Below are 18,474 nucleotides of genomic sequence, written 5' to 3'. Positions count from 1 at the left end.
GTTATCTAATGACGGTTATGGTTCCCTGTTTTAAAGTTTCATTAGCGTTCTTTATTACATAGTAGTAAACCATGTTCTGCTGGGAAAAGCTGGTAGAGCTCTCTGGCCAATTGTTTTGGTAGTTGGTGGCGTTGAGAACTTCTTTTCCTTTTGCATTATAAATAATTACGTTAACGTCTGATTTATTTGAGTAAGAGTTGGGTATAATCCATTGATCATTTGCTCCATCTCCATTAGGAGTTATAACGTTTGGTATATTAAATAGGTCAAGGTAATCTGCGGTAATCGTTCTTACTATCTCGCAATTGTCTATTGTGGCAACCAATGTATAGGTACCCTCAGCAGTAAAGCTGTAGGAGTCCGTAGAACTTACTTCGTTATTATTGGAATCATACCAACGGTATGCGGTACCACCTGATGCGGTGACAGTTTTAGAGCTTCCTTCAGGGAAAATTACATCTCCATCCTCACTAAGCGTAATCAGCTCTGGGTCCAAAGGTGTTATTGAGATTTCATTGGAAATCACTGGGCATTCTCCCTTCTGAACCACAAGTCTGTAAGTACCAGGTTCTGAAACATTCAACACGGTATCAGTAGAATTTATGGTTGTACCATTCCTTTGCCAACCAAAGGTTTCTCCACTTAAATCCGTCTCGGTTGAAATGTTTATGTTATCATCACTACTGCAATAAACTGTACTAGAACTCGAAATGACTAAGGAGCCACTTCCGCTCAACTGTAAAGGCAGGGTGTTGGAGGTTGTATCTATACCGGCAAAAGAGCCATCAACGCTGTAATTGCCATTTTCATTATTGGTAGTAAGACTTATAGATCTTGCCGTTTCGCCAGAAATAGCTGTACCGTCTTTACGCCATTGGTAGGTAAAGCTCGATGCAACATCATCGGTTACGTCCAATTCCGTACCATCGGCAAGGACCGCGTAAATAGTAGCTGTTTCTAGGACCATACTAGAGTTGGTACAACTGGTATATTCTGTGGCATAATCAATTTCCATTCGGAATTCAGCCGGACTAACTACTGTTGTTTCTTCAGAGTTGATCGTTGTAGAAGAACAGGTTCCACCTGTTTGCGTTATCGCTGCGTAATAAGTTCCTTGTTGGGTTACATTATATGAACCGCTTGTAGCTCCAGAGATGGCGATGCCATTTCTATACCATTGGTATGTTGGGCTATTGGCATCAGTAGAAACGCTTAATGCTTCTGATTGACTTGGTAATACAACCACATTTTGGTTGTTTATTCTGTTTACACTAAACGAACCTGCATTGGTAATGGTAACAGGAGCAGATGTCTCCGTACAAATACCCGCACCTTGAATTTGTACTGTATAATCTCCCGCAAACGAGGGATCATCGGTATCAATAGTGTAGCTAAATCCTCCTGCTTGGGCCGTTCTTACTACATTTCCGTCCTTGTACCATGTATAGGTATAGGAACCATTTTGAACATTTGCCTCTAGGGCCGGGGCAGCATCGCCCTCACATAAGGCCGTGTTGGCTTGATTATTAACAGCAATTCCTGTACTGGTACCAGTATTTATTATAATATGATTTGATTCTGTATTCGCAGAACCCGTACAATCGCCGTAATCTATAAATACGAAGTACTCGCCATTTCCAGTGGTCACTATACTTGGACCGGTACCAATAGGAGTTCCGCTTCTGTACCAAGCATATTGGTAAGCACCAACCTCGTTTGCCGGAATGTTGTCCACTGTTAGTGTTACATTGCCGCCATCACAAACTTGAAGCGTTCCGGGCGTGGATCCATCACCATCTGGGCTAATGTGTAAATTGGTGGTGTGCCCCAAGTAGTACATGGAATAGGCGGGTGATGCCGGGCTCGTAGATGCCGGACTCGTACTACGTACGCGCATCCTGTACCCGTCTCCCTGTATATTGGTTCCCAGTGAAAAACTGGTAAGAAATTCCGAGTTGCTGTTTTGGTCCGTTATCGTTGATAGCGTGGTTGCAGATCCAAATGAACCTGAGGCATCGGATAATTCCAAAATGAATTGATTGTTGGAATTGGTGCTTCCCACCCAATTGATGGTTACAAAATATTCATTGAAACTTGCGGATCCGCAAGCTCTGTCCCATGGAGAGTTACCTCCAATGTTGGGGTTGTCTGCAGGCTCTGGGGCCTGTAGTGCAATTGTTTGTGCGTTCAGTGATGAATTGGCCAAAAGCAGAAATGCGAAGACCAATGTTGTTCCAGTGATAGAGAGTGCTTTTTTCATAAGTAGTGGTAGTTTTGGGTTACTACACGTTCGATGTCAGATTTGGGGTTTGAACAACGACGATAAACAAATATGCTACTTAATACACGCGTGAGGAATTTAATGTTGTATCAAGCCCTAATTGTGTTGTGAAAACCTTGTATTTTGTAGGATTGAATAGAACTTTTATCCAATTTTTTGGCATTTTAACTACCTTTGTGGCTTTAAATTTTCTGTTATGGGAGAGGCTGTAGAGTCCTTAAATTTTATAGAACACATCATTGAAGAAGACCTAAAAAAGGGTTATTCCAAGGAACAATTGCGTTTTAGATTCCCTCCGGAACCCAATGGATATTTGCATATTGGTCATGCCAGTTCCATATGTCTCAATTTTGGTCTGGGTTTACGATACAATGCACCTGTTAATTTAAGGTTTGATGACACCAATCCCGCAAAGGAGGAACAGGAGTATGTAGATGCCATTAAACGGGATGTGGAATGGTTAGGTTTTACATGGGATACCGAAAGGTATGCGTCTGATTATTTCCAACAACTCTATGATTGGGCAGTTGTACTAATTAATCAGGGAAAAGCGTATGTGGATAGTCAGTCTTCGGAGGAGATGGCTTCGCAAAAAGGAACGCCAACCCAACCAGGAATCGAGAGCCCCTATAGAAATAGAAGTGTAGAGGAGAATATGGACCTTTTTCTGGAGATGAAGGAAGGAAAGCATAAAGAAGGATCCCATGTCCTGCGGGCTAAAATTGATATGACTTCCTCAAATATGTTGATGCGCGACCCAATAATGTACCGAGTGTTACATAAGGCTCACCACAGAACTAATACCGATTGGTGTATTTATCCAATGTATGATTGGACCCATGGGGAAAGTGATTACATTGAGCAGGTTTCACATTCCTTATGTACATTGGAGTTTGCAATGCACAGGGAATTGTATGATTGGTTTTTGGACCAAGTGGTGGAGTCCAATAAATTAAGGCCCAAACAGCGCGAATTTGCCCGAAGAAACTTAAGTCATACCGTTGTCAGCAAAAGAAAATTGTTACAGTTGGTCGAGTCCGGAGTCGTGAACGGTTGGGACGATCCGCGTATGCCCACAATTTCTGGATTGAGAAGGAGAGGTTACACCCCTAATTCCATCCGTAATTTTGCAGATACCATCGGTATAGCAAAAAGAGAGAACCTTATCGATGTCTCTTTGTTGGAATTTCATGCTAGGGAAGACCTAAATAAAACCGCGCCCAGGGTAATGGGGGTATTGAATCCGCTTAAAGTGGTTCTTACCAATTATGAGGAAGGCAAGGAGGAATGGTTGGATATAGAGAACAACCCTGAGGATGAATCTGCAGGTACTAGACAAATACCATTATCTAGGGATATTTATATTGAACAAGAAGATTTTAGGGAAGAAGCGAACCGTAAGTTCTTCCGTTTAAAAATAGGAGGAGAGGTACGGCTTAAATCTGGTTATATTATTAAGGCCGAAAGCTGCACAAAAGATTCCGAAGGGAATATTATAGAGGTGCAATGTACGTATGATCCTAAAAGTAAGAGCGGAAGTGGAACCGAAGAAAGCTTAAGAAAAGTAAAAGGAACCTTACATTGGGTATCCGTTAAGCATGCGCTTGAAGCAGAGGTTCGTCTGTACGATCGTCTATTTACACATGAAAGTCCAGACACCCAAAAGGATAAGGATTTCATGGATTACCTTAATCCAGATTCCTTGGAGACCATAACGGCCTATGTTGAACCTGGTTTAAAAGATGTGGAGGTTGGTGATAGAATGCAATTTCAGCGTATGGGCTACTTTTGTGTAGATCCTGATTCAACAACCGAAAAAATTGTTTTCAATAAGACGGTAGGATTACGGGATACGTGGGCAAAAATAGAATCTAAGTAGAACTTATTGATATAAGGTTTTACTATTTCTAAATACATATCTAATACGATTTTCTAATTATTGTTTAAAATAATTACAAAAATGTTTAAAAATAGATGTTTTCTATTGAAAATGGATTATTTTAAAGCGATTTGAGCGTTTTATAAAATTCAGCAATACTCTTTTATCAGTGTTTCCTTTTTCCTCTCTGTAGGGGCTTAAAACGGTTAAATTCCTCTTAATTATTGGCTAAAGTCAATTTTTACTCCGATTGGGGCAAGTCTTGCAATTCATCGGTCATAATTTAGTGCTTTAAGGTTAAAGTAACTGATACCTAAAGTGAAATCAGTATTCATCTAAAAAGTAACAATTATGTCAAACAATAGTGGAAATGTTTTATTGGCCGTTTTAACAGGAGCTATCATAGGTGCCGGTGCTGGAATATTATATGCCCCGGACAAAGGAGAAAAAACCAGAAAGAAAATAAAGAAGAATGCTAACAAGACTAAGGAAGATTTAACCAAAAGAATTAGTCAGGCTGCCGATGAGCTTACTAAAACGGCAGAAGAGAAAAAGGTTGATTTTGAGCAAAAGCTGGAGGATACCATTTCTAATATGAGCTACAAGGCTGATGATATCATTATGACCTTGGAGAAAAAGTTGGAAGACTTAAGAAAAAAGAATGCCCAACTCCAAAAGTAATATATGGCTTTTGAAGAAATAAAGGAAAATCTAGTCGAAGCGGAAGCAAGCGCAAAATCCTATTTAGAGAATAGTCATAAGTATTATAAACTAAAGGGGTTCAAGGTGATGATGAAGGCAATTGTGGTTTTTGCCAAAATTGCTTCTGTTTCGACTATGTTGGTTCTAGCCCTTCTATTTTTATCGGCGAGTGCCGCCTTCTGGGTTGGCGAAGCCCTTAATAGTGAAGCCCTCGGTTTTTTGGCAATAGGTTGTTGCTATATTTTATTTGGAGTTATCCTGTATTTGCTTAGGGATAAACTTCAAAAACCATTGTTGAAAAAGTTTTCTGAATTTTATTTTGACGAGATATGATTCCCAAAAAGTACACCTCTTTTAAAGAAATAGACCAAGACCTAAAAATTTTAAAGCTCCAACAAGATATTGAGAGGGAGAATTTAAAGCTGAACTTTAACAATACCAAGGCTAGCTTTTATCCCACAAACTTAATAGGTGGAATAGGAGGGGTGATTCAAAAACTTGTCATCTCTTTTGTTGCTGGAAAAGTCATGAAGAAATTTAGTTAGTTTAGAGAATTGTTTATAAAGAGAAAGCCCGGTCTTCCGGGCTTTTTTATGGATAGTAGTCAATGTTTTAGTCGTCTTGACCCTTTTTCTTATTGGTTTCTTTCATTTTTTCACCGATCATATTACTTGCAGTGAAGGAGGCTACCATATTGTTTAGCATATCACTTCCTGCTTGTGGCGAATTAGGCAAAAGAATTAAATTGGTATTGGTTTCTTCACCAATGGCTTGCAGGGTATCATAGTGCTGTGTAACTACGATAAGGGCAGATGCTTCTTGGGAGTTGATGCCAACTTTGTTCAAAACTTCAACCGATTCTTCCAGACCACGGGCAATTTCCCTTCTTTGGTCGGCAATACCTTGTCCTTGTAGTCGCTTGCTTTCTGCTTCTGCCTTTGCTTTTTCAACAATCAGGATACGTGCGGCGTCCCCTTCAAATTGTGCCGCAATTTTTTCCCTTTCGGAGGCATTAATTCGGTTCATGGCATTTTTAACCTGTGGATCTGGATCAATATCAGTTACCAGAGTTTTGATGATGTCAAAACCATATTCAAACATAGCCTCTTGAAGTTCTGTTTTCACTGCTATGGCGATGTCATCCTTCTTTACGAAAACGTCATCCAATTTCATTTTTGGAACCTCGGCGCGCACTACATCAAATACGTAAGAAGTTATCTGTTCATGGGGGTATTCCAATTTGTAGAATGCCTCGTAGACCTTGTCTTTTAACACTACGTACTGAACTGAAATTTTTAGTTTTACAAAAACATCATCCAGCGTTTTGGTCTCAACAATAACATCCAGTTGCTGAATTTTTAAGCTTAGCCTACCGGCAATTCGGTCTACTAGCGGAATTTTCATTTGAAGACCGGAGCTGCGTATGCTTTGAAATTTTCCAAAGCGTTCAATAGCCACTGCAGTCTGCTGTTTTACTATGAAGAATGAGGAAAACAGAATGACGAGTCCGAAAAATAGAATAGGAATTAAAAGGTATGAACCCATGATATAAAGTTTTTAGTTGTACAAATGAAGATAGTAAGACTTTACCTAATGTGTATGTAAAGTCCTCTTTTTGTTACAACAAAGGAATAGGGTCAAAAAACAAAAAACGCCGTAACCCTTATTGGGAAAGGGTTGCTAGGGCATTTTCGATTCTGTCAACACTTTCCTTTTTTCCTATCATGGCCATGATATCAAATAGGTGAGGTCCTTTCATATCACCTACAATTACCAATCGCAAAGGCGGCATTACTTTCCCAAACGAAAGCTCTTTTTCTTTGATCCAGTCTTTGACTACAGCCTCTATATGTTGGGAGCTAAAGTTGTCTTGGTTTTCAAGCAAGGACTTTACTTCATTTAAAATTTTAGGTGTATCTTCTTTCCATTGCTTTTTTACCGCCTTTTCGGCATAGGAACTAGGAGAAACAAAGAAATAGTCTGAAAGCTCCCAAAAATCGCTCACAAAGGTGGCTCTTTCTTTAATGAGGGAAACCACTTTTTCTACATATTTCATAGAAAATTCAGTTTTCAAATTTTGTTTGGTTAAAACCTGTTCTTGAAAAGAATTTGCCAAGCTGGCGTTGGATGCCTCCTGCAAGTAATGCTGATTGTACCATTTGTTCTTGTCCGGGTCAAATCGAGCCCCTGATTTATTTACCCGCTCCAAGGAAAAAGCTTGGACCAACTCCTCCAGACTAAAAATTTCTTGTTCCGTTCCAGGATTCCACCCCAAAAGAGCCAAAAAGTTGACTACAGCTTCTGGAAAGAACCCTTCTTCCCGGTAACCAATAGATTCTTTCCAAGTCAATGGAAATACGGGAAAGCCCATTTTTTCACCATCACGCTTGCTTAATTTACCTTTTCCTACTGGCTTCATTATCAAGGGGAGGTGCGCAAATTGGGGCGCTTGCCATCCAAAGGCATCATACAATTGTTGATGTAAGGCCAGTGAAGGAAGCCATTCTTCACCACGGATAACATGGCTGATTTCCATTAAGTGGTCATCGACTATATTAGCCAAGTGATAGGTAGGCATTCCATCGCTCTTAAAAAGAACCTTGTCATCAAGGGTGTTGGTGTCTATTTCAATGGATCCGCGTATAGTATCCTGAAGTTGTAATTTCTTGTTTTCAGGTGTCAGGAAACGAATTACATAATCCTGCCCGGAATCTAGTTTTTCTTTTAGCTCCTCTTCGGATATAGTCAGGGAATTTTCTAACTTCAAGCGGTTATGCCAGTTGTAAATAAATGTTTTTCCTGCTGCCTCATGTGCTTTTCTATGGCTGTCCAAGCTATCGGGAGTATCAAAGGCATAATAGGCCTTTCCATTCGCAATTAAATCCTCGGCATATTTTTTATATAGATGCTTTCGTTCACTTTGGCGGTATGGACCAAATCCTCCATCCTTACCCGGGCCCTCATCAAACGGAATATTGCACCAATTCAAAGAAGCTATAATATAATCTTCGGCACCTTCAACAAATCTGTTTTGGTCTGTATCCTCAATACGTAGAATAAAATCCCCTCCATTTTTCTTGGCAAAGAGATAGTTGAACAATGCAGTTCTTAAACCACCAATATGCAAAGGCCCAGTTGGGCTAGGGGCGAAGCGTACTCTTATTTTTTGGGCCATAACTCTGTTTTGAGCGGCAAAGATAAACATTGATTTATACACTTAGGAAGGGTTACATTGATTAAAAATTTTGGCTTGACATTTCAAGGTGTTGATCTTCAAAAGGGTGGCTAGGTTTTTGCCTATCTTTGTTAGTATATGGATGGTTATAATAGAATAGTAGAAAAGCTTAACGAGTTCAGTAAAAAGTACTACACAAAGATGCTTCTTACTGGTGTGATTCTATTTGGCGCTTTCGGCTTAGCTATTTTCTTATTGGTAACTTCTGTGGAGTATTTTCTTTGGCTTGGTTCTACTGGGCGTCTCATACTTCTAGTATTGTTCGGGTTGGCTCAAGCTGTATTGTTGTATCGTTTTGTGCTGGTGCCGCTATTTTATCTTTTTAAGTTGAAAAAGGGTATCTCTAATAAAGATGCTTCGGTTTTGATAGGAAAACATTTTCCGGAAGTAGGGGACAAGCTTTCCAATCTGTTAGATTTAGCAGGTAACGGTAGTCAAACAGAACTTGTAGTTGCAAGTATTGAACAGCGAGCCCATAGATTGAGTCCGGTTCCATTCTCCAATGCTATTAATTTTAAGGAAAGTGTTTCTTATTTAAAGTATCTAATAGTACCTGTTCTTGTGCTAGTAGTAGTGTATGTATCAGGTAATTTTTCTAGTTTTTTTGGGTCTGTAGATAGGGTGGTAAATTACAGGCTAGCTTATGAACCACCAGCACCATATAGATTTCTTTTGATGAATGACAGTCTGGAAACATTGGATAATGAGTCTTTTACGGTGGTTGTTAGCACTATTGGCGAAATGCAACCAGAACAGATTTGGATCAAGGTAAATGGGGAAGACTATTTAATGAAAAAAAATAACGGTAGGTATGAATATACTTTTCAACCCCCGTTAACTTCAAGTGTTTTTGAATTTGTTACTGCTTCCGTGATCTCCAAAGAATACCAACTTTCGGTGGTGAAGACTCCAATAATAAGTGATTTTTATCTCGACCTTAATTATCCCGATTATTTAAATAAGAAAAACGAAAAAATAAGTGCTACCGGTAATGCTACTATTCCAGAGGGAACAACGGTAGTTTGGAATGTTGAGACGGTCAATACCGATCAGGTTGAGTTGATAACCAAGGATACCGTCTTTAATTTTCTCCATGTCAGTAATCAGTTTCAATTACAACAGAAGGTGTATGCTAATTTGTATTATGAGATAAGCTCTTCTAATGTTGGTGTGCAGGATTTTGAAAAATTGTCTTACAATCTGAATGTTATCAAAGATGCTTCTCCTACGATAAGGGTTAATCAAATGTTGGATTCGCTTAATCCTAACATTGCATATTATGCCGGTGAGGTTGGTGATGATTACAAGGTTAGAGAGGTTAAATTGGTGTATTACCCAACTGAAAATCCTGATCTTGTTAGAACCCTGAATATTAGTACGCCCAATTCCAATTACGAGGAGTTTTATTATACGTTTCCTTCGGGATTGGATTTGGATAATGGCAAAGTATATGACCTTTATTTTACCGTAAAGGATAATGACGGTTTAAGGGGTGGGAAAATTGTGAAAAGTCAGGTTTTCAGTATGGGTTTACTAGACGAATCAGATTTGAATAAAAGAGAGTTAGAAGTCCAGGAAAATCTTATTAAGAGTTTGGATGGATCACTTAAACAATCTAGAGAAGAATTCGAAAATTTAAAAGAATTAAGCGAGGGACAAAAGGAGAAAACGAAGTTGAATTTTAATGACCAATCAGAGGTTAAAGATTTCCTAAGGCGACAGCAGCAGCAAGAGGCACAGATGGAAAAATTTAGTGAACAGTTAAAGGATAACCTAGAAAAAAGTGATAGGAATGATCTAATGAAACAAATGCTGAAAGAACGATTGGAGAGGCAGGAATTAGAAGCTAAGAAGAATCAGCAATTGTTAGAAGAATTGGATAAGATTGCCAACAAAATACAAAAAGAGGAATTAACCAAAAGGTTAGAAGATATCGCCAAGAAACAGCAAAGTAGTGATCGTAACCTTGAGCAGTTGGTTGAGTTGATGAAAAGATACTATGCCGAAGAGAAAGCACAACAGCTAAGTGATGAACTCCATAAGCTTTCTGAGCGTCAAGTGAATTTGTCTAATACGGGGTTAGAGGATGATTTGAATTTTAAGGAGCAAAAAGGCCTTAATGAGGATTTTGAGGATGTTGAAAAGGAATTAAATGAGTTAGAAGAGGATAATAATAGATTGAATAAGCCTCTTAACATTAAGGTTAGCGATAAGGATATAGAAGGTGTAAAAGAGGATCAGAAGAGCGCATTGGAAGAACTTCAAAAGCACGAAGTAATAGAACAAGGTAATGAGGGTACCGATCAAGAGGATAAACTAAAGAAGGCCAGCAAGAGGCAAAAATCAGCTGCTGATAAAATGGAGGAAATGGCTAAAAGTTTGAGTCAGTCATCTTCTACAAGTGGCGAATCAACAGATGCCGAAGATGCTGAAATGTTACGGCAAATTCTTGATAACCTAATTACCTTTTCCTTTAAACAAGAAAGTCTATATGATAGACTTGAGGGTGTAGATAGTGATAGTCCTCAATTTTCCAATAGCATTAAGGACCAGCAAGGCTTAAGAGAGTTATTTGAACATGTAGACGATAGTATTTTTTCTTTATCTCTGCGTAGGGCTGAAATTTCGGAATTTGTAAATGAACAGATAACCGAGGTGTACTATAACATTGATAAATCCCTTGAAAGTATTGCTGAAAATCAAATTTATCAAGGTGCTTCTTATCAGAAATACGTTTTAAACGCTAGTAATAGTTTGGCCGATTTTCTAGCAAGAATTCTCGATAATATGAATCAAAGTATGATGTCCGGTCAAGGAAAAGGACAGGGTGAAGGCCAAGGTTTTCAATTGCCGGATATTATTAAAAGCCAAAAGGATTTACAAGAGAGGATGTCCGGTCAAAACAACAAGGGGGAGGGTAAGTCTTCTGGTTCTAGTGGTGAAAATGGAGAAAAGGGCAAGGGTGCCGATGGACAAGATTCTAAAAATGGTTTAAGTGGGCAAAAGGGGGAAGGTGGTGCAGGAGAAGGTGATGGAAAAGGAAATAGCGGGAAAAATGAATCTACCTCAGATGGTAACGGTGAGGGGAGGGGTCAACAAGGAATAAGCGAATCTGAGTTGAATGAAATCTACCAGATTTATAAAGAACAACAAATGATTAGGCAAAAGCTGGAGGAACAGTTACGTAATATGATAAATGACGAGGATAGAAAGCTAGGTGAAAAACTGGCACGCCAAATGGAAACATTTGAAAATGATTTGTTGGAAAACGGTATTACAACAAGAAATCTTGATCGTATCAATCAGATTCAACATCAATTATTAAAACTGGAGAATGCTGATTTAAAACAGGGTAACAAATCAGAAAGAGAAAGTAATACTGGAAGAGAATCGTTTGTTAATCCTATTATTTCCAAACCTTCGTTTTTAGATAACTATAACAATGATATAGAGATTTTAAACAGACAAGCATTACCTTTGCGCCAAAATTACCAAAATAAGGTAAAGGAGTATTTTAAAGGCGATGATTGAATTTCATTTTGAATCAATTTTGGAATTGGATACAACCAAGTATTCCGATTGGGTAAGTAGGATAATCTCTTCGGAGAATAAGGTCGTCGGACCCATTACGTTTATTTTTTGTGACGACGATTATCTATGGGATATCAATATGAAATATTTACAGCACGATACCTATACTGATATTATTACGTTCGATTATTGCGAAGGAAACAGTATTAGTGGGGATGTTTTTATATCCCTTGATAGGGTAGAAGATAATGCCCATGATTTTGATGTAGAATTTCACATGGAGTTAAAAAGAGTGATGGCCCACGGAGTTTTACATTTGTTGGGGTATAAGGATAAATCGGAAAAGGACGCATTACTCATGCGACAAAAAGAGAATGAGAAAATTGGAATGTTCCACGTGGAACATTCTAAATAAATGTGGTTGATATGTTTCAAGACGTATATGATGTTATAGTTGTTGGAGGTGGCCATGCCGGAGCTGAAGCCGCTGCCGCTGCCGCTAATTTGGGTTCAAAAACCTTGTTGGTTACCATGAATCTTCAAACTATCGGGCAAATGTCCTGTAATCCGGCTATGGGCGGTATTGCCAAGGGGCAAATTGTTCGTGAAATTGATGCCCTGGGTGGTTATAGCGGTATTATTAGCGACAAGTCCGCTATACAGTTTAAAATGTTGAATAAATCTAAAGGGCCTGCTATGTGGAGTCCACGTGCGCAGAATGACCGTATGCGTTTTGCAGAAGAATGGCGTTTAGCTCTGGAGGGAATTCCCAATTTGGACTTCTATCAGGAAATGGTTGGTGGACTTGTTATTGATGGGGACAAAATTGTTGGAGTTAGAACATCTTTGGGCATTGAAATCAGGTCTAAATCTGTGGTGCTTACTAATGGGACTTTTTTAAACGGGCTTATTCATATTGGAGAGAAACAATTCGGAGGCGGTAGAGCAGGAGAGAGAGCTGCGACTGGTATTACGGAAGAGTTGAAGGCCTTGGGTTTTGAGTCTGGTAGGATGAAGACCGGCACACCACCTAGAGTGGATGGCAGAAGTCTTGATTATTCCGTTATGATTCCTCAACCTGGCGATAAAAGGCCGGAGAAATTTTCTTATTTAAACACACCCGTTCTAAAAAACCAAAGGGATTGTTACATGACTCATACTAGCCTGGAGGTTCATGATTTGCTTCGTGAAGGGTTTGATCGTTCTCCAATGTTCAATGGTCGAATAAAAAGTTTAGGCCCTAGATATTGTCCCAGTATTGAAGACAAAATTAATAGGTTTGCAGATAAAGATAGCCATCAAATTTTTGTAGAACCCGAGGGTTGGGATACGGTAGAGGTCTATGTGAATGGATTCTCAACTTCACTACCGGAAGACATTCAATTCAATGCCTTAAAATCCGTAAAGGGTTTTGAAAACGTTAAGTTTTTTAGACCTGGATATGCTATCGAATATGATTATTTTCCTCCAACACAGCTTAAGCATACCTTGGAAACTAAGTTGGTGGAGAATCTCTATTTTGCTGGTCAGATCAATGGTACTACGGGATATGAGGAAGCAGCTTCACAAGGTTTGATGGCAGGCATCAATGCTCACTTAAAGATTAATGAAAAAGAGCCTTTCGTTTTGCAAAGGGACGAGGCATATATTGGTGTTTTGATAGACGATTTAATCACAAAAGGTACTGAAGAACCTTATCGAATGTTCACTTCTCGCGCAGAATATAGAACACTTTTAAGGCAGGATAATGCCGATTTGCGATTAACGCCAAGAAGTTTTGATTTGGGTCTAGCTACTAAGGAAAGGTTGAAAAGGATGGAAGATAAGCAATCCAAATCCGCCAAATTCCTAGAGTTTTTTAAAGAAACCAGTTTCGTTCCAGAGGAAATAAACCCAATTTTGGAAAAGGTGGAATCGTCCTTTGTCAAACAACCAGATAAGATGTTCAAGGTTTTTTCAAGGCCACAGGTGACTATGGACCATATGCTACAACTTGATAAGGTGGCTTCATTTGTTCATTCAAATGAATTGGATACCGAGGTGTTGGAACAAACCGAAATTCAAGTTAAGTATTCGGGTTATATAGAGAAAGAAAAAGCCAATGCGGATAAATTGCAAAGACTTGAGAACGTTAGAATTCCTTCACAATTTGATTATTCTCAACTTAAATCACTTTCATTTGAGGCTAGAGAGAAGCTTAATGCGATTCAACCGGTAACCATTGCCCAGGCTTCTAGGGTTAGTGGGGTAAACCCTTCGGACATTAGTGTTTTACTTGTTCATTTAGGTAGGTAATGGAAGGGGTTTTATTGGTTCAGAAAAAACCGTTAGTGGCTATTTTAATAGGTTTTTTCCTTTTGTTTTTGACCGTTTACTATCTTTTTAATCATAATGCGCCATGGGCTCAACTTGTTTTTATGTCTGCATTAGGACTTTTTCTGGTGGGTTATTCCAATGCTTTTTTAATTAAAAAGACGGAATCTAGGCGTTTATTAAGGATATTTGGCACTCCTGTTTGGGGGGCAAATCTAGATTTGAATGCTCCCGATTATATCTCAGTTTTTCCTGTTCGTTCATGGAAGAATTCAGATTGGGGACCCGTTGCCGCAGTAGGTAACAAGACCAAAAATGACGGCTATGTTGTTAGGGCGTTTAGTGGAAATAGACATTTTACCTTATTAAGAACACATAATTTGTCCTTTGCAAGGTCAAAAGGAGCTGCAGTTTCTCATTTACTCGAAGTAGAATTTATAGATAAATCGGTATAGTGTTCCACGTGGAACAAATAGTTTTATTTTAAAATATTCCTACTCTATTTTTTGGTCCTTGGACATTATTTTGGTCTGTTTTTTGCTTCAATAAAGAGAAACTATTACATATCCGTGATGAAATCTTTATTTGCTATTTTATTCGTTTTTGTCATTTCATCTTGTATTCCTGTTCGTGTAGCTCCTTCAATTAAAGATTATAAGGTTACTAAGGGGAAGCGATTTAAGAAAGGTCTATCAAAAAGAAACTTTTTTGTTTTTGAAGACCCTAAAAAAGCGAATGAGTTTTATGACTACGTCAACACAAAATTTCAATTAAAAGGGTTCAATGTGCAAGACGATGTTCCTTTCATAATAGGTCAGGATCAGTATTATTTTGCGTTTTATGAGGTGTCAATACCAAATAAAACGTTGAACTTGGCCCCGACAATTTTTAATGTAGCCGTTAGTAGGGCATTGGCTTTAGAAGATAACGAAGAATTTGTCCCTGCTGAAGAAATTATTAGGAAGGACAGATGGTACATAGCTAAAGAGGTCTATAGTGATATGCAAACTGATTGTTTAATGAAAGATTCATTTTCAAAAGAATCTGTTTTAGCATATCTTCGAGCTTTAAAAGATGAATACCTGACCACCCACAACTATAATGAAACTTTATTTAGAGACTGAAGATTTTTCAGTTAGCGGAGAGAAATTTCAATTGGTCCATGATGAAGAATTGGATATGTTGAAGACCCATCCACGACCAGAGGAATTAGAATCATATTACCAAAGTGCGTCCTACATTTCTCATTCCGATGCCGACCGTACTTTTACCGAAAAATTATATCAAGCAGTCAAAAAGTTTAGCCTATGGGTGAAGGTGCGGATGATTGCTAGATTCGTACACAATAAGAATAAGTCTTTATTGGACGTAGGAGCTGGAACCGGTGATTTTTTGGTTCAAGCTAAAAATACCGGTTGGTTTGTAAATGGGGTGGAACCAAGTTTGGACGCCAGGTTAAAATCAAGGGAAAAAAAGGTAGAATTGGTTTCATCCTTGGAAGATGTAAAAGGACAAAAGTTTCAAGTTATTACCCTTTGGCATGTGCTGGAACATTTACCCAATTTGGAATCAGATATAGAAAAGCTCAACTTACTATTAGAAGAAAATGGTACGTTGGTTATAGCCGTTCCCAATTTCAAATCTTTTGACGCAGACCACTATCAAGAATTTTGGGCGGCCTATGATGTGCCAAGACACCTATGGCATTTTTCTTCTAATGCTATTAAGGAGATTTTTGCAAAGCATGGATTCGGTTTAATAAAAAGAAAACCCATGTGGTTTGATGCTTTTTATGTTTCTCTTTTATCTGAGAAGTATAAAACGGGCAAACAAAATTTTTTGAGGGCATTTTATATCGGAACGCGTTCCAATATAATGGGTTTGCTAACTGGAGAGTTTTCTTCGGCTATATATATACTTCGCAAGTTGTAAAATGAATTGTTCTTACCTAATTAAGCTCTTTCCCGCCATTTAAGGATGTTTTTAGAGTGCGAGAGTAACATGTAAAGAGAATACTAAAAACCCTGTTACAAGTCCTTAAAACGCCTTGTTTTGTATAGACTTCGACAATTGTAAATTTATATCATTATAAATTAATCTTATATTTCTTGGTTCTTACTTTTTCAGCCTTACATAGGATAACCCACTATTTTATTTTATCAAGTTGCGATTAAAAAACCTTTTCTATTTTTGCGCAACAATTAAAAGAAGATTATTCTTAAAAGACATTCAGATCAAATGAAAAATTTAGTTTGGGCAGTACTTGCTCTAGCAGTAGTTTCTTGTCAACAGCAAAAAATTGGTTATGTTGATAATATAAAACTAATGGACGAGTATCAAGAGAAAATAGATGTAGAGGCAGAGTTTAAAACAAAGGCCGAAGCACTTTCCAAAAAAAGGGACAGTATTTCACAAGCTTTTCAGATGGAGGCTCAGGCTTTTCAGCAAAAGGCACAAAACCTTTCTCAACAAAAAGCACAAGAGGAGTATGGTTTAATGCAGCAAAAAGGTCAGCAGATCGGGCAGCAGCTTCAAATGGAAGACCAGCAGTTGCAGGCTGCCGGACAAACACAAATGGATAGCGTAGTAAGCAAAGTGAAAAAAGAGATTGAAGCCTACGGAAAAGCCAACAACTACCAGTATATCTTAGGTGGTGGAGATGGTGGAAGCGTTTTGTACGGTAACGAGGCAGATGATTTAACCGATGAAATCGTAAAGATTCTGAACGACAAATACAAGAAGTAAATCATTACGATTTTTATTTCTAGGAAACCTTCTTCAAATTTAAATGGAGAAGGTTTTTTTATGTCCTTAAAATATACACAAGTATGATTGCCGGAATAAAGTAGACCGCAATATTTTTGGCGCCTTCATAATCCTTTGCCAGACGCTGACCAAATAGAAGCATCAAAAGACTAATACAGGAAAGAACACTTCCATAAAAAGCATATTCTGCTTTTCCGTATACTATAATTTCCAAAAGGCCTACCCCGCAAAGTATACCGGAAACTGTTTCAAATATCAAGATGGTGAAGAGTAGAAATGGCACCCATTTCTGTAAAGGGGTTTGGGAAAAATGGTCTTTTAACCAAGTAACATTTCCCTTCCAATCAAAAATCTTATCAATTCCGCTTTGTAGAAAGACGATAATCAAAAAAAGAAGAAGAAGTATTTCTGCGGAAAAATGCTCTAAATATGTCATGGCCGGTCTCTTGGTTGTACTTAAAGTTAATAAATACATTGAGACCAATGCAAATTCTAGGCGGCTTTTCTATGCAGTAACCTCGTAAGTCTAATGGAAAGATCGGTAAGGATAATTTTAGAATTGCCATTTCTTTCAATGTGATAAATGGCGTCTTCCAATTCCTTCACTATACTCAGAATATTATTTTCATGAACGAAGGGTGCAAATTTTTCCAGATGAAAACCGTCTACGTGTATTCGCATAAAGGCAAGCTCCTTGGCATTAAAATTTATAAGCATGGCCTGCCTCATGACCGCTATACAATACTGTAAAAAGTTCTTTTGGGTTTCGCGGCCGTTTTTGGCAACTTCATCGCTCCACAATAGAAGTTCATGTATCGCACCTTTATTGCCCTTGGCCTTAAATGCACTTCGTACCCATTGAACAAACCATTTTTCAAAGACCAGGTCTTCTGAATCGTTGTTCACGAAATCCAGGGCCTTATTAAAGTTTCCATCGGCTTCATGTGCAATTCTCATGGCTTCTTCCTGTGCTACCCCTTTTACGATTAGGGCATTGGCGATAGCATCTTCCGCCAAAGGAGGAAAATGTAGAATTTGGCAACGCGAAAGAATGGTCTGAATTATTTGCTCTTCGTCTTGGGCGATAAGAAGAAAGACTGTTTTGTTCGGTGGCTCTTCAATAAGTTTTAATAGTTTATTGGCAGCAGCTGTGTTCATTTTTTCGGCCATCCAAATGATCATTACCTTAAATCCGCCCTCATAGGATTTTAAGCTCAGTTTTTTTACAATATCCTGTGCTTCGTCCACACCAATTTGACCTTGCTTTTTTTCTATTCCGATCAGTCGGTACCAATCAAAAAGATTGCCGTAGGGTTGCTCAATAATAAACTGCCTCCATTCTTCCATGTAATGGTCACTTACCGCATGTGATTTCACCTTATCGGAATTGGATACTGGAAAGGCAAAATGCATATCTGGATGAGAAATGGAATTGAATTTTAAATTGCAAGCTTGGTTACCACCCGCATTTTCACCTTGAGAATTGGAACAAATGATGTATTGGGCATAGGCAATGGCCATGGCCAAAGTGCCAGAGCCTTCGGGCCCCACAAATAGTTGGGCATGCGGAATTCTACCGGCATCTGCACTGGTAGCCAGATGATTTTTAATATGGGTAAGGCCTAAAATATCTTTGAACAGCATTTGCCAAAGATAGTTTTTTTAACAGAGCTATTTTGGTATACAACAAGAGGTGTACACCTCTTTAGCATCAATACAAAGCGGCGACCTTGTTTGTCAATGTCTATTGAACGACATCCAAATACT

The 18,474-nt window shown here is 38.5% G+C and carries 16 protein-coding genes; 11 read left to right on the top strand and 5 right to left on the bottom strand.

The window, feature by feature from the left end:
- Position 1: 1 nt before the first annotated feature.
- Complete coding sequence (locus tag BIZ36_RS03700; protein WP_187456515.1) at positions 2 to 2,260, bottom strand: T9SS type B sorting domain-containing protein; 2,259 nt, start codon at positions 2,258 to 2,260, stop codon at positions 2 to 4.
- A gap of 217 nt (positions 2,261 to 2,477) precedes the next feature.
- On the opposite strand from BIZ36_RS03700, the gene BIZ36_RS03695 reads away from it, so the two are divergent.
- The 4 genes from BIZ36_RS03695 to BIZ36_RS03680 all read left to right on the top strand — a co-directional run bounded on the left by BIZ36_RS03695 (position 2,478) and on the right by BIZ36_RS03680 (position 5,407).
- On the top strand, positions 2,478 to 4,160 hold the full coding sequence (locus BIZ36_RS03695) for a glutamine--tRNA ligase/YqeY domain fusion protein (RefSeq protein ID WP_187456514.1): 1,683 nt from the start codon (positions 2,478 to 2,480) through the stop codon (positions 4,158 to 4,160).
- 351 nt (positions 4,161 to 4,511) lie between these two features.
- Entirely contained in the window at positions 4,512 to 4,841 is a 330-nt protein-coding gene (locus tag BIZ36_RS03690) for a YtxH domain-containing protein (RefSeq protein ID WP_187456513.1), read from the top strand.
- Positions 4,842 to 4,844: 3 nt separating this feature from the next.
- Complete coding sequence (locus BIZ36_RS03685; protein WP_187456512.1) at positions 4,845 to 5,195, top strand: hypothetical protein; 351 nt, start codon at positions 4,845 to 4,847, stop codon at positions 5,193 to 5,195.
- Positions 5,192 to 5,407: a DUF6327 family protein gene (locus BIZ36_RS03680; RefSeq protein WP_187456511.1), complete on the top strand. Its 216-nt coding sequence runs from the start codon at positions 5,192 to 5,194 to the stop codon at positions 5,405 to 5,407. Before BIZ36_RS03685 ends, BIZ36_RS03680 begins: the two co-directional genes overlap by 4 nt.
- A gap of 67 nt (positions 5,408 to 5,474) precedes the next feature.
- Here BIZ36_RS03680 and BIZ36_RS03675 read toward each other — a convergent pair whose 3' ends face one another.
- Together BIZ36_RS03675 and gltX are read right to left on the bottom strand one after the other, a co-directional pair.
- A complete protein-coding gene (locus BIZ36_RS03675; RefSeq protein WP_187456510.1) occupies positions 5,475 to 6,407 on the bottom strand; it encodes an SPFH domain-containing protein in 933 nt (310 codons plus the stop codon).
- A 118-nt stretch (positions 6,408 to 6,525) separates the two neighbouring features.
- The gene (gene gltX / locus BIZ36_RS03670; protein ID WP_187456509.1) at positions 6,526 to 8,037 is read right to left on the bottom strand and encodes a glutamate--tRNA ligase; all 1,512 of its coding nucleotides are present in this window, start codon (positions 8,035 to 8,037) and stop codon (positions 6,526 to 6,528) included.
- A 138-nt stretch (positions 8,038 to 8,175) separates the two neighbouring features.
- Between gltX and BIZ36_RS03665 the strand changes: the two genes are divergently transcribed.
- From BIZ36_RS03665 to BIZ36_RS03635, 7 genes are all read left to right on the top strand, one after another.
- Positions 8,176 to 11,628 (top strand): hypothetical protein, encoded by a 3,453-nt coding sequence (locus BIZ36_RS03665; protein ID WP_187456508.1) that lies wholly within the window; start codon positions 8,176 to 8,178, stop codon positions 11,626 to 11,628.
- Positions 11,629 to 11,653: 25 nt separating this feature from the next.
- Positions 11,654 to 12,043 (top strand): rRNA maturation RNase YbeY, encoded by a 390-nt coding sequence (gene ybeY / locus BIZ36_RS03660; RefSeq protein WP_286174542.1) that lies wholly within the window; start codon positions 11,654 to 11,656, stop codon positions 12,041 to 12,043.
- A gap of 11 nt (positions 12,044 to 12,054) precedes the next feature.
- Positions 12,055 to 13,923, top strand: a complete 1,869-nt coding sequence (gene mnmG, locus BIZ36_RS03655) for a tRNA uridine-5-carboxymethylaminomethyl(34) synthesis enzyme MnmG (RefSeq protein WP_187456506.1) — start codon at positions 12,055 to 12,057, stop codon at positions 13,921 to 13,923.
- A gap of 122 nt (positions 13,924 to 14,045) precedes the next feature.
- Complete coding sequence (locus BIZ36_RS03650) at positions 14,046 to 14,396, top strand: hypothetical protein (protein ID WP_187456505.1); 351 nt, start codon at positions 14,046 to 14,048, stop codon at positions 14,394 to 14,396.
- A 117-nt stretch (positions 14,397 to 14,513) separates the two neighbouring features.
- Positions 14,514 to 15,065, top strand: coding sequence for a hypothetical protein (locus BIZ36_RS03645; RefSeq protein WP_187456504.1), 552 nt, complete (start codon positions 14,514 to 14,516; stop codon positions 15,063 to 15,065).
- On the top strand, positions 15,043 to 15,873 hold the full coding sequence (locus tag BIZ36_RS03640; protein WP_187456503.1) for a class I SAM-dependent methyltransferase: 831 nt from the start codon (positions 15,043 to 15,045) through the stop codon (positions 15,871 to 15,873). Before BIZ36_RS03645 ends, BIZ36_RS03640 begins: the two co-directional genes overlap by 23 nt.
- A 306-nt stretch (positions 15,874 to 16,179) precedes the next feature.
- Entirely contained in the window at positions 16,180 to 16,686 is a 507-nt protein-coding gene (locus tag BIZ36_RS03635) for an OmpH/Skp family outer membrane protein (RefSeq protein ID WP_187456502.1), read from the top strand.
- A gap of 58 nt (positions 16,687 to 16,744) precedes the next feature.
- Here BIZ36_RS03635 and BIZ36_RS03630 read toward each other — a convergent pair whose 3' ends face one another.
- Positions 16,745 to 17,143 carry a DoxX family membrane protein gene (locus tag BIZ36_RS03630; RefSeq protein WP_187456501.1) on the bottom strand — a complete coding sequence of 133 codons (399 nt, stop codon included), beginning with the start codon at positions 17,141 to 17,143 and terminating at the stop codon, positions 16,745 to 16,747.
- A 56-nt stretch (positions 17,144 to 17,199) separates the two neighbouring features.
- The gene (locus tag BIZ36_RS03625) at positions 17,200 to 18,351 is read right to left on the bottom strand and encodes a DNA polymerase III subunit (protein WP_187456500.1); all 1,152 of its coding nucleotides are present in this window, start codon (positions 18,349 to 18,351) and stop codon (positions 17,200 to 17,202) included.
- Positions 18,352 to 18,474: the final 123 nt, after the last annotated feature.

It is taken from the genome of Cytophaga sp. FL35 (genome assembly GCF_014349235.1).
Classification (GTDB): Bacteria; Bacteroidota; Bacteroidia; order Flavobacteriales; family Flavobacteriaceae; genus Euzebyella.
Note: the sequence above shows the minus strand (reverse complement) of the source record. Positions and strands in the feature narration are given on the sequence as shown.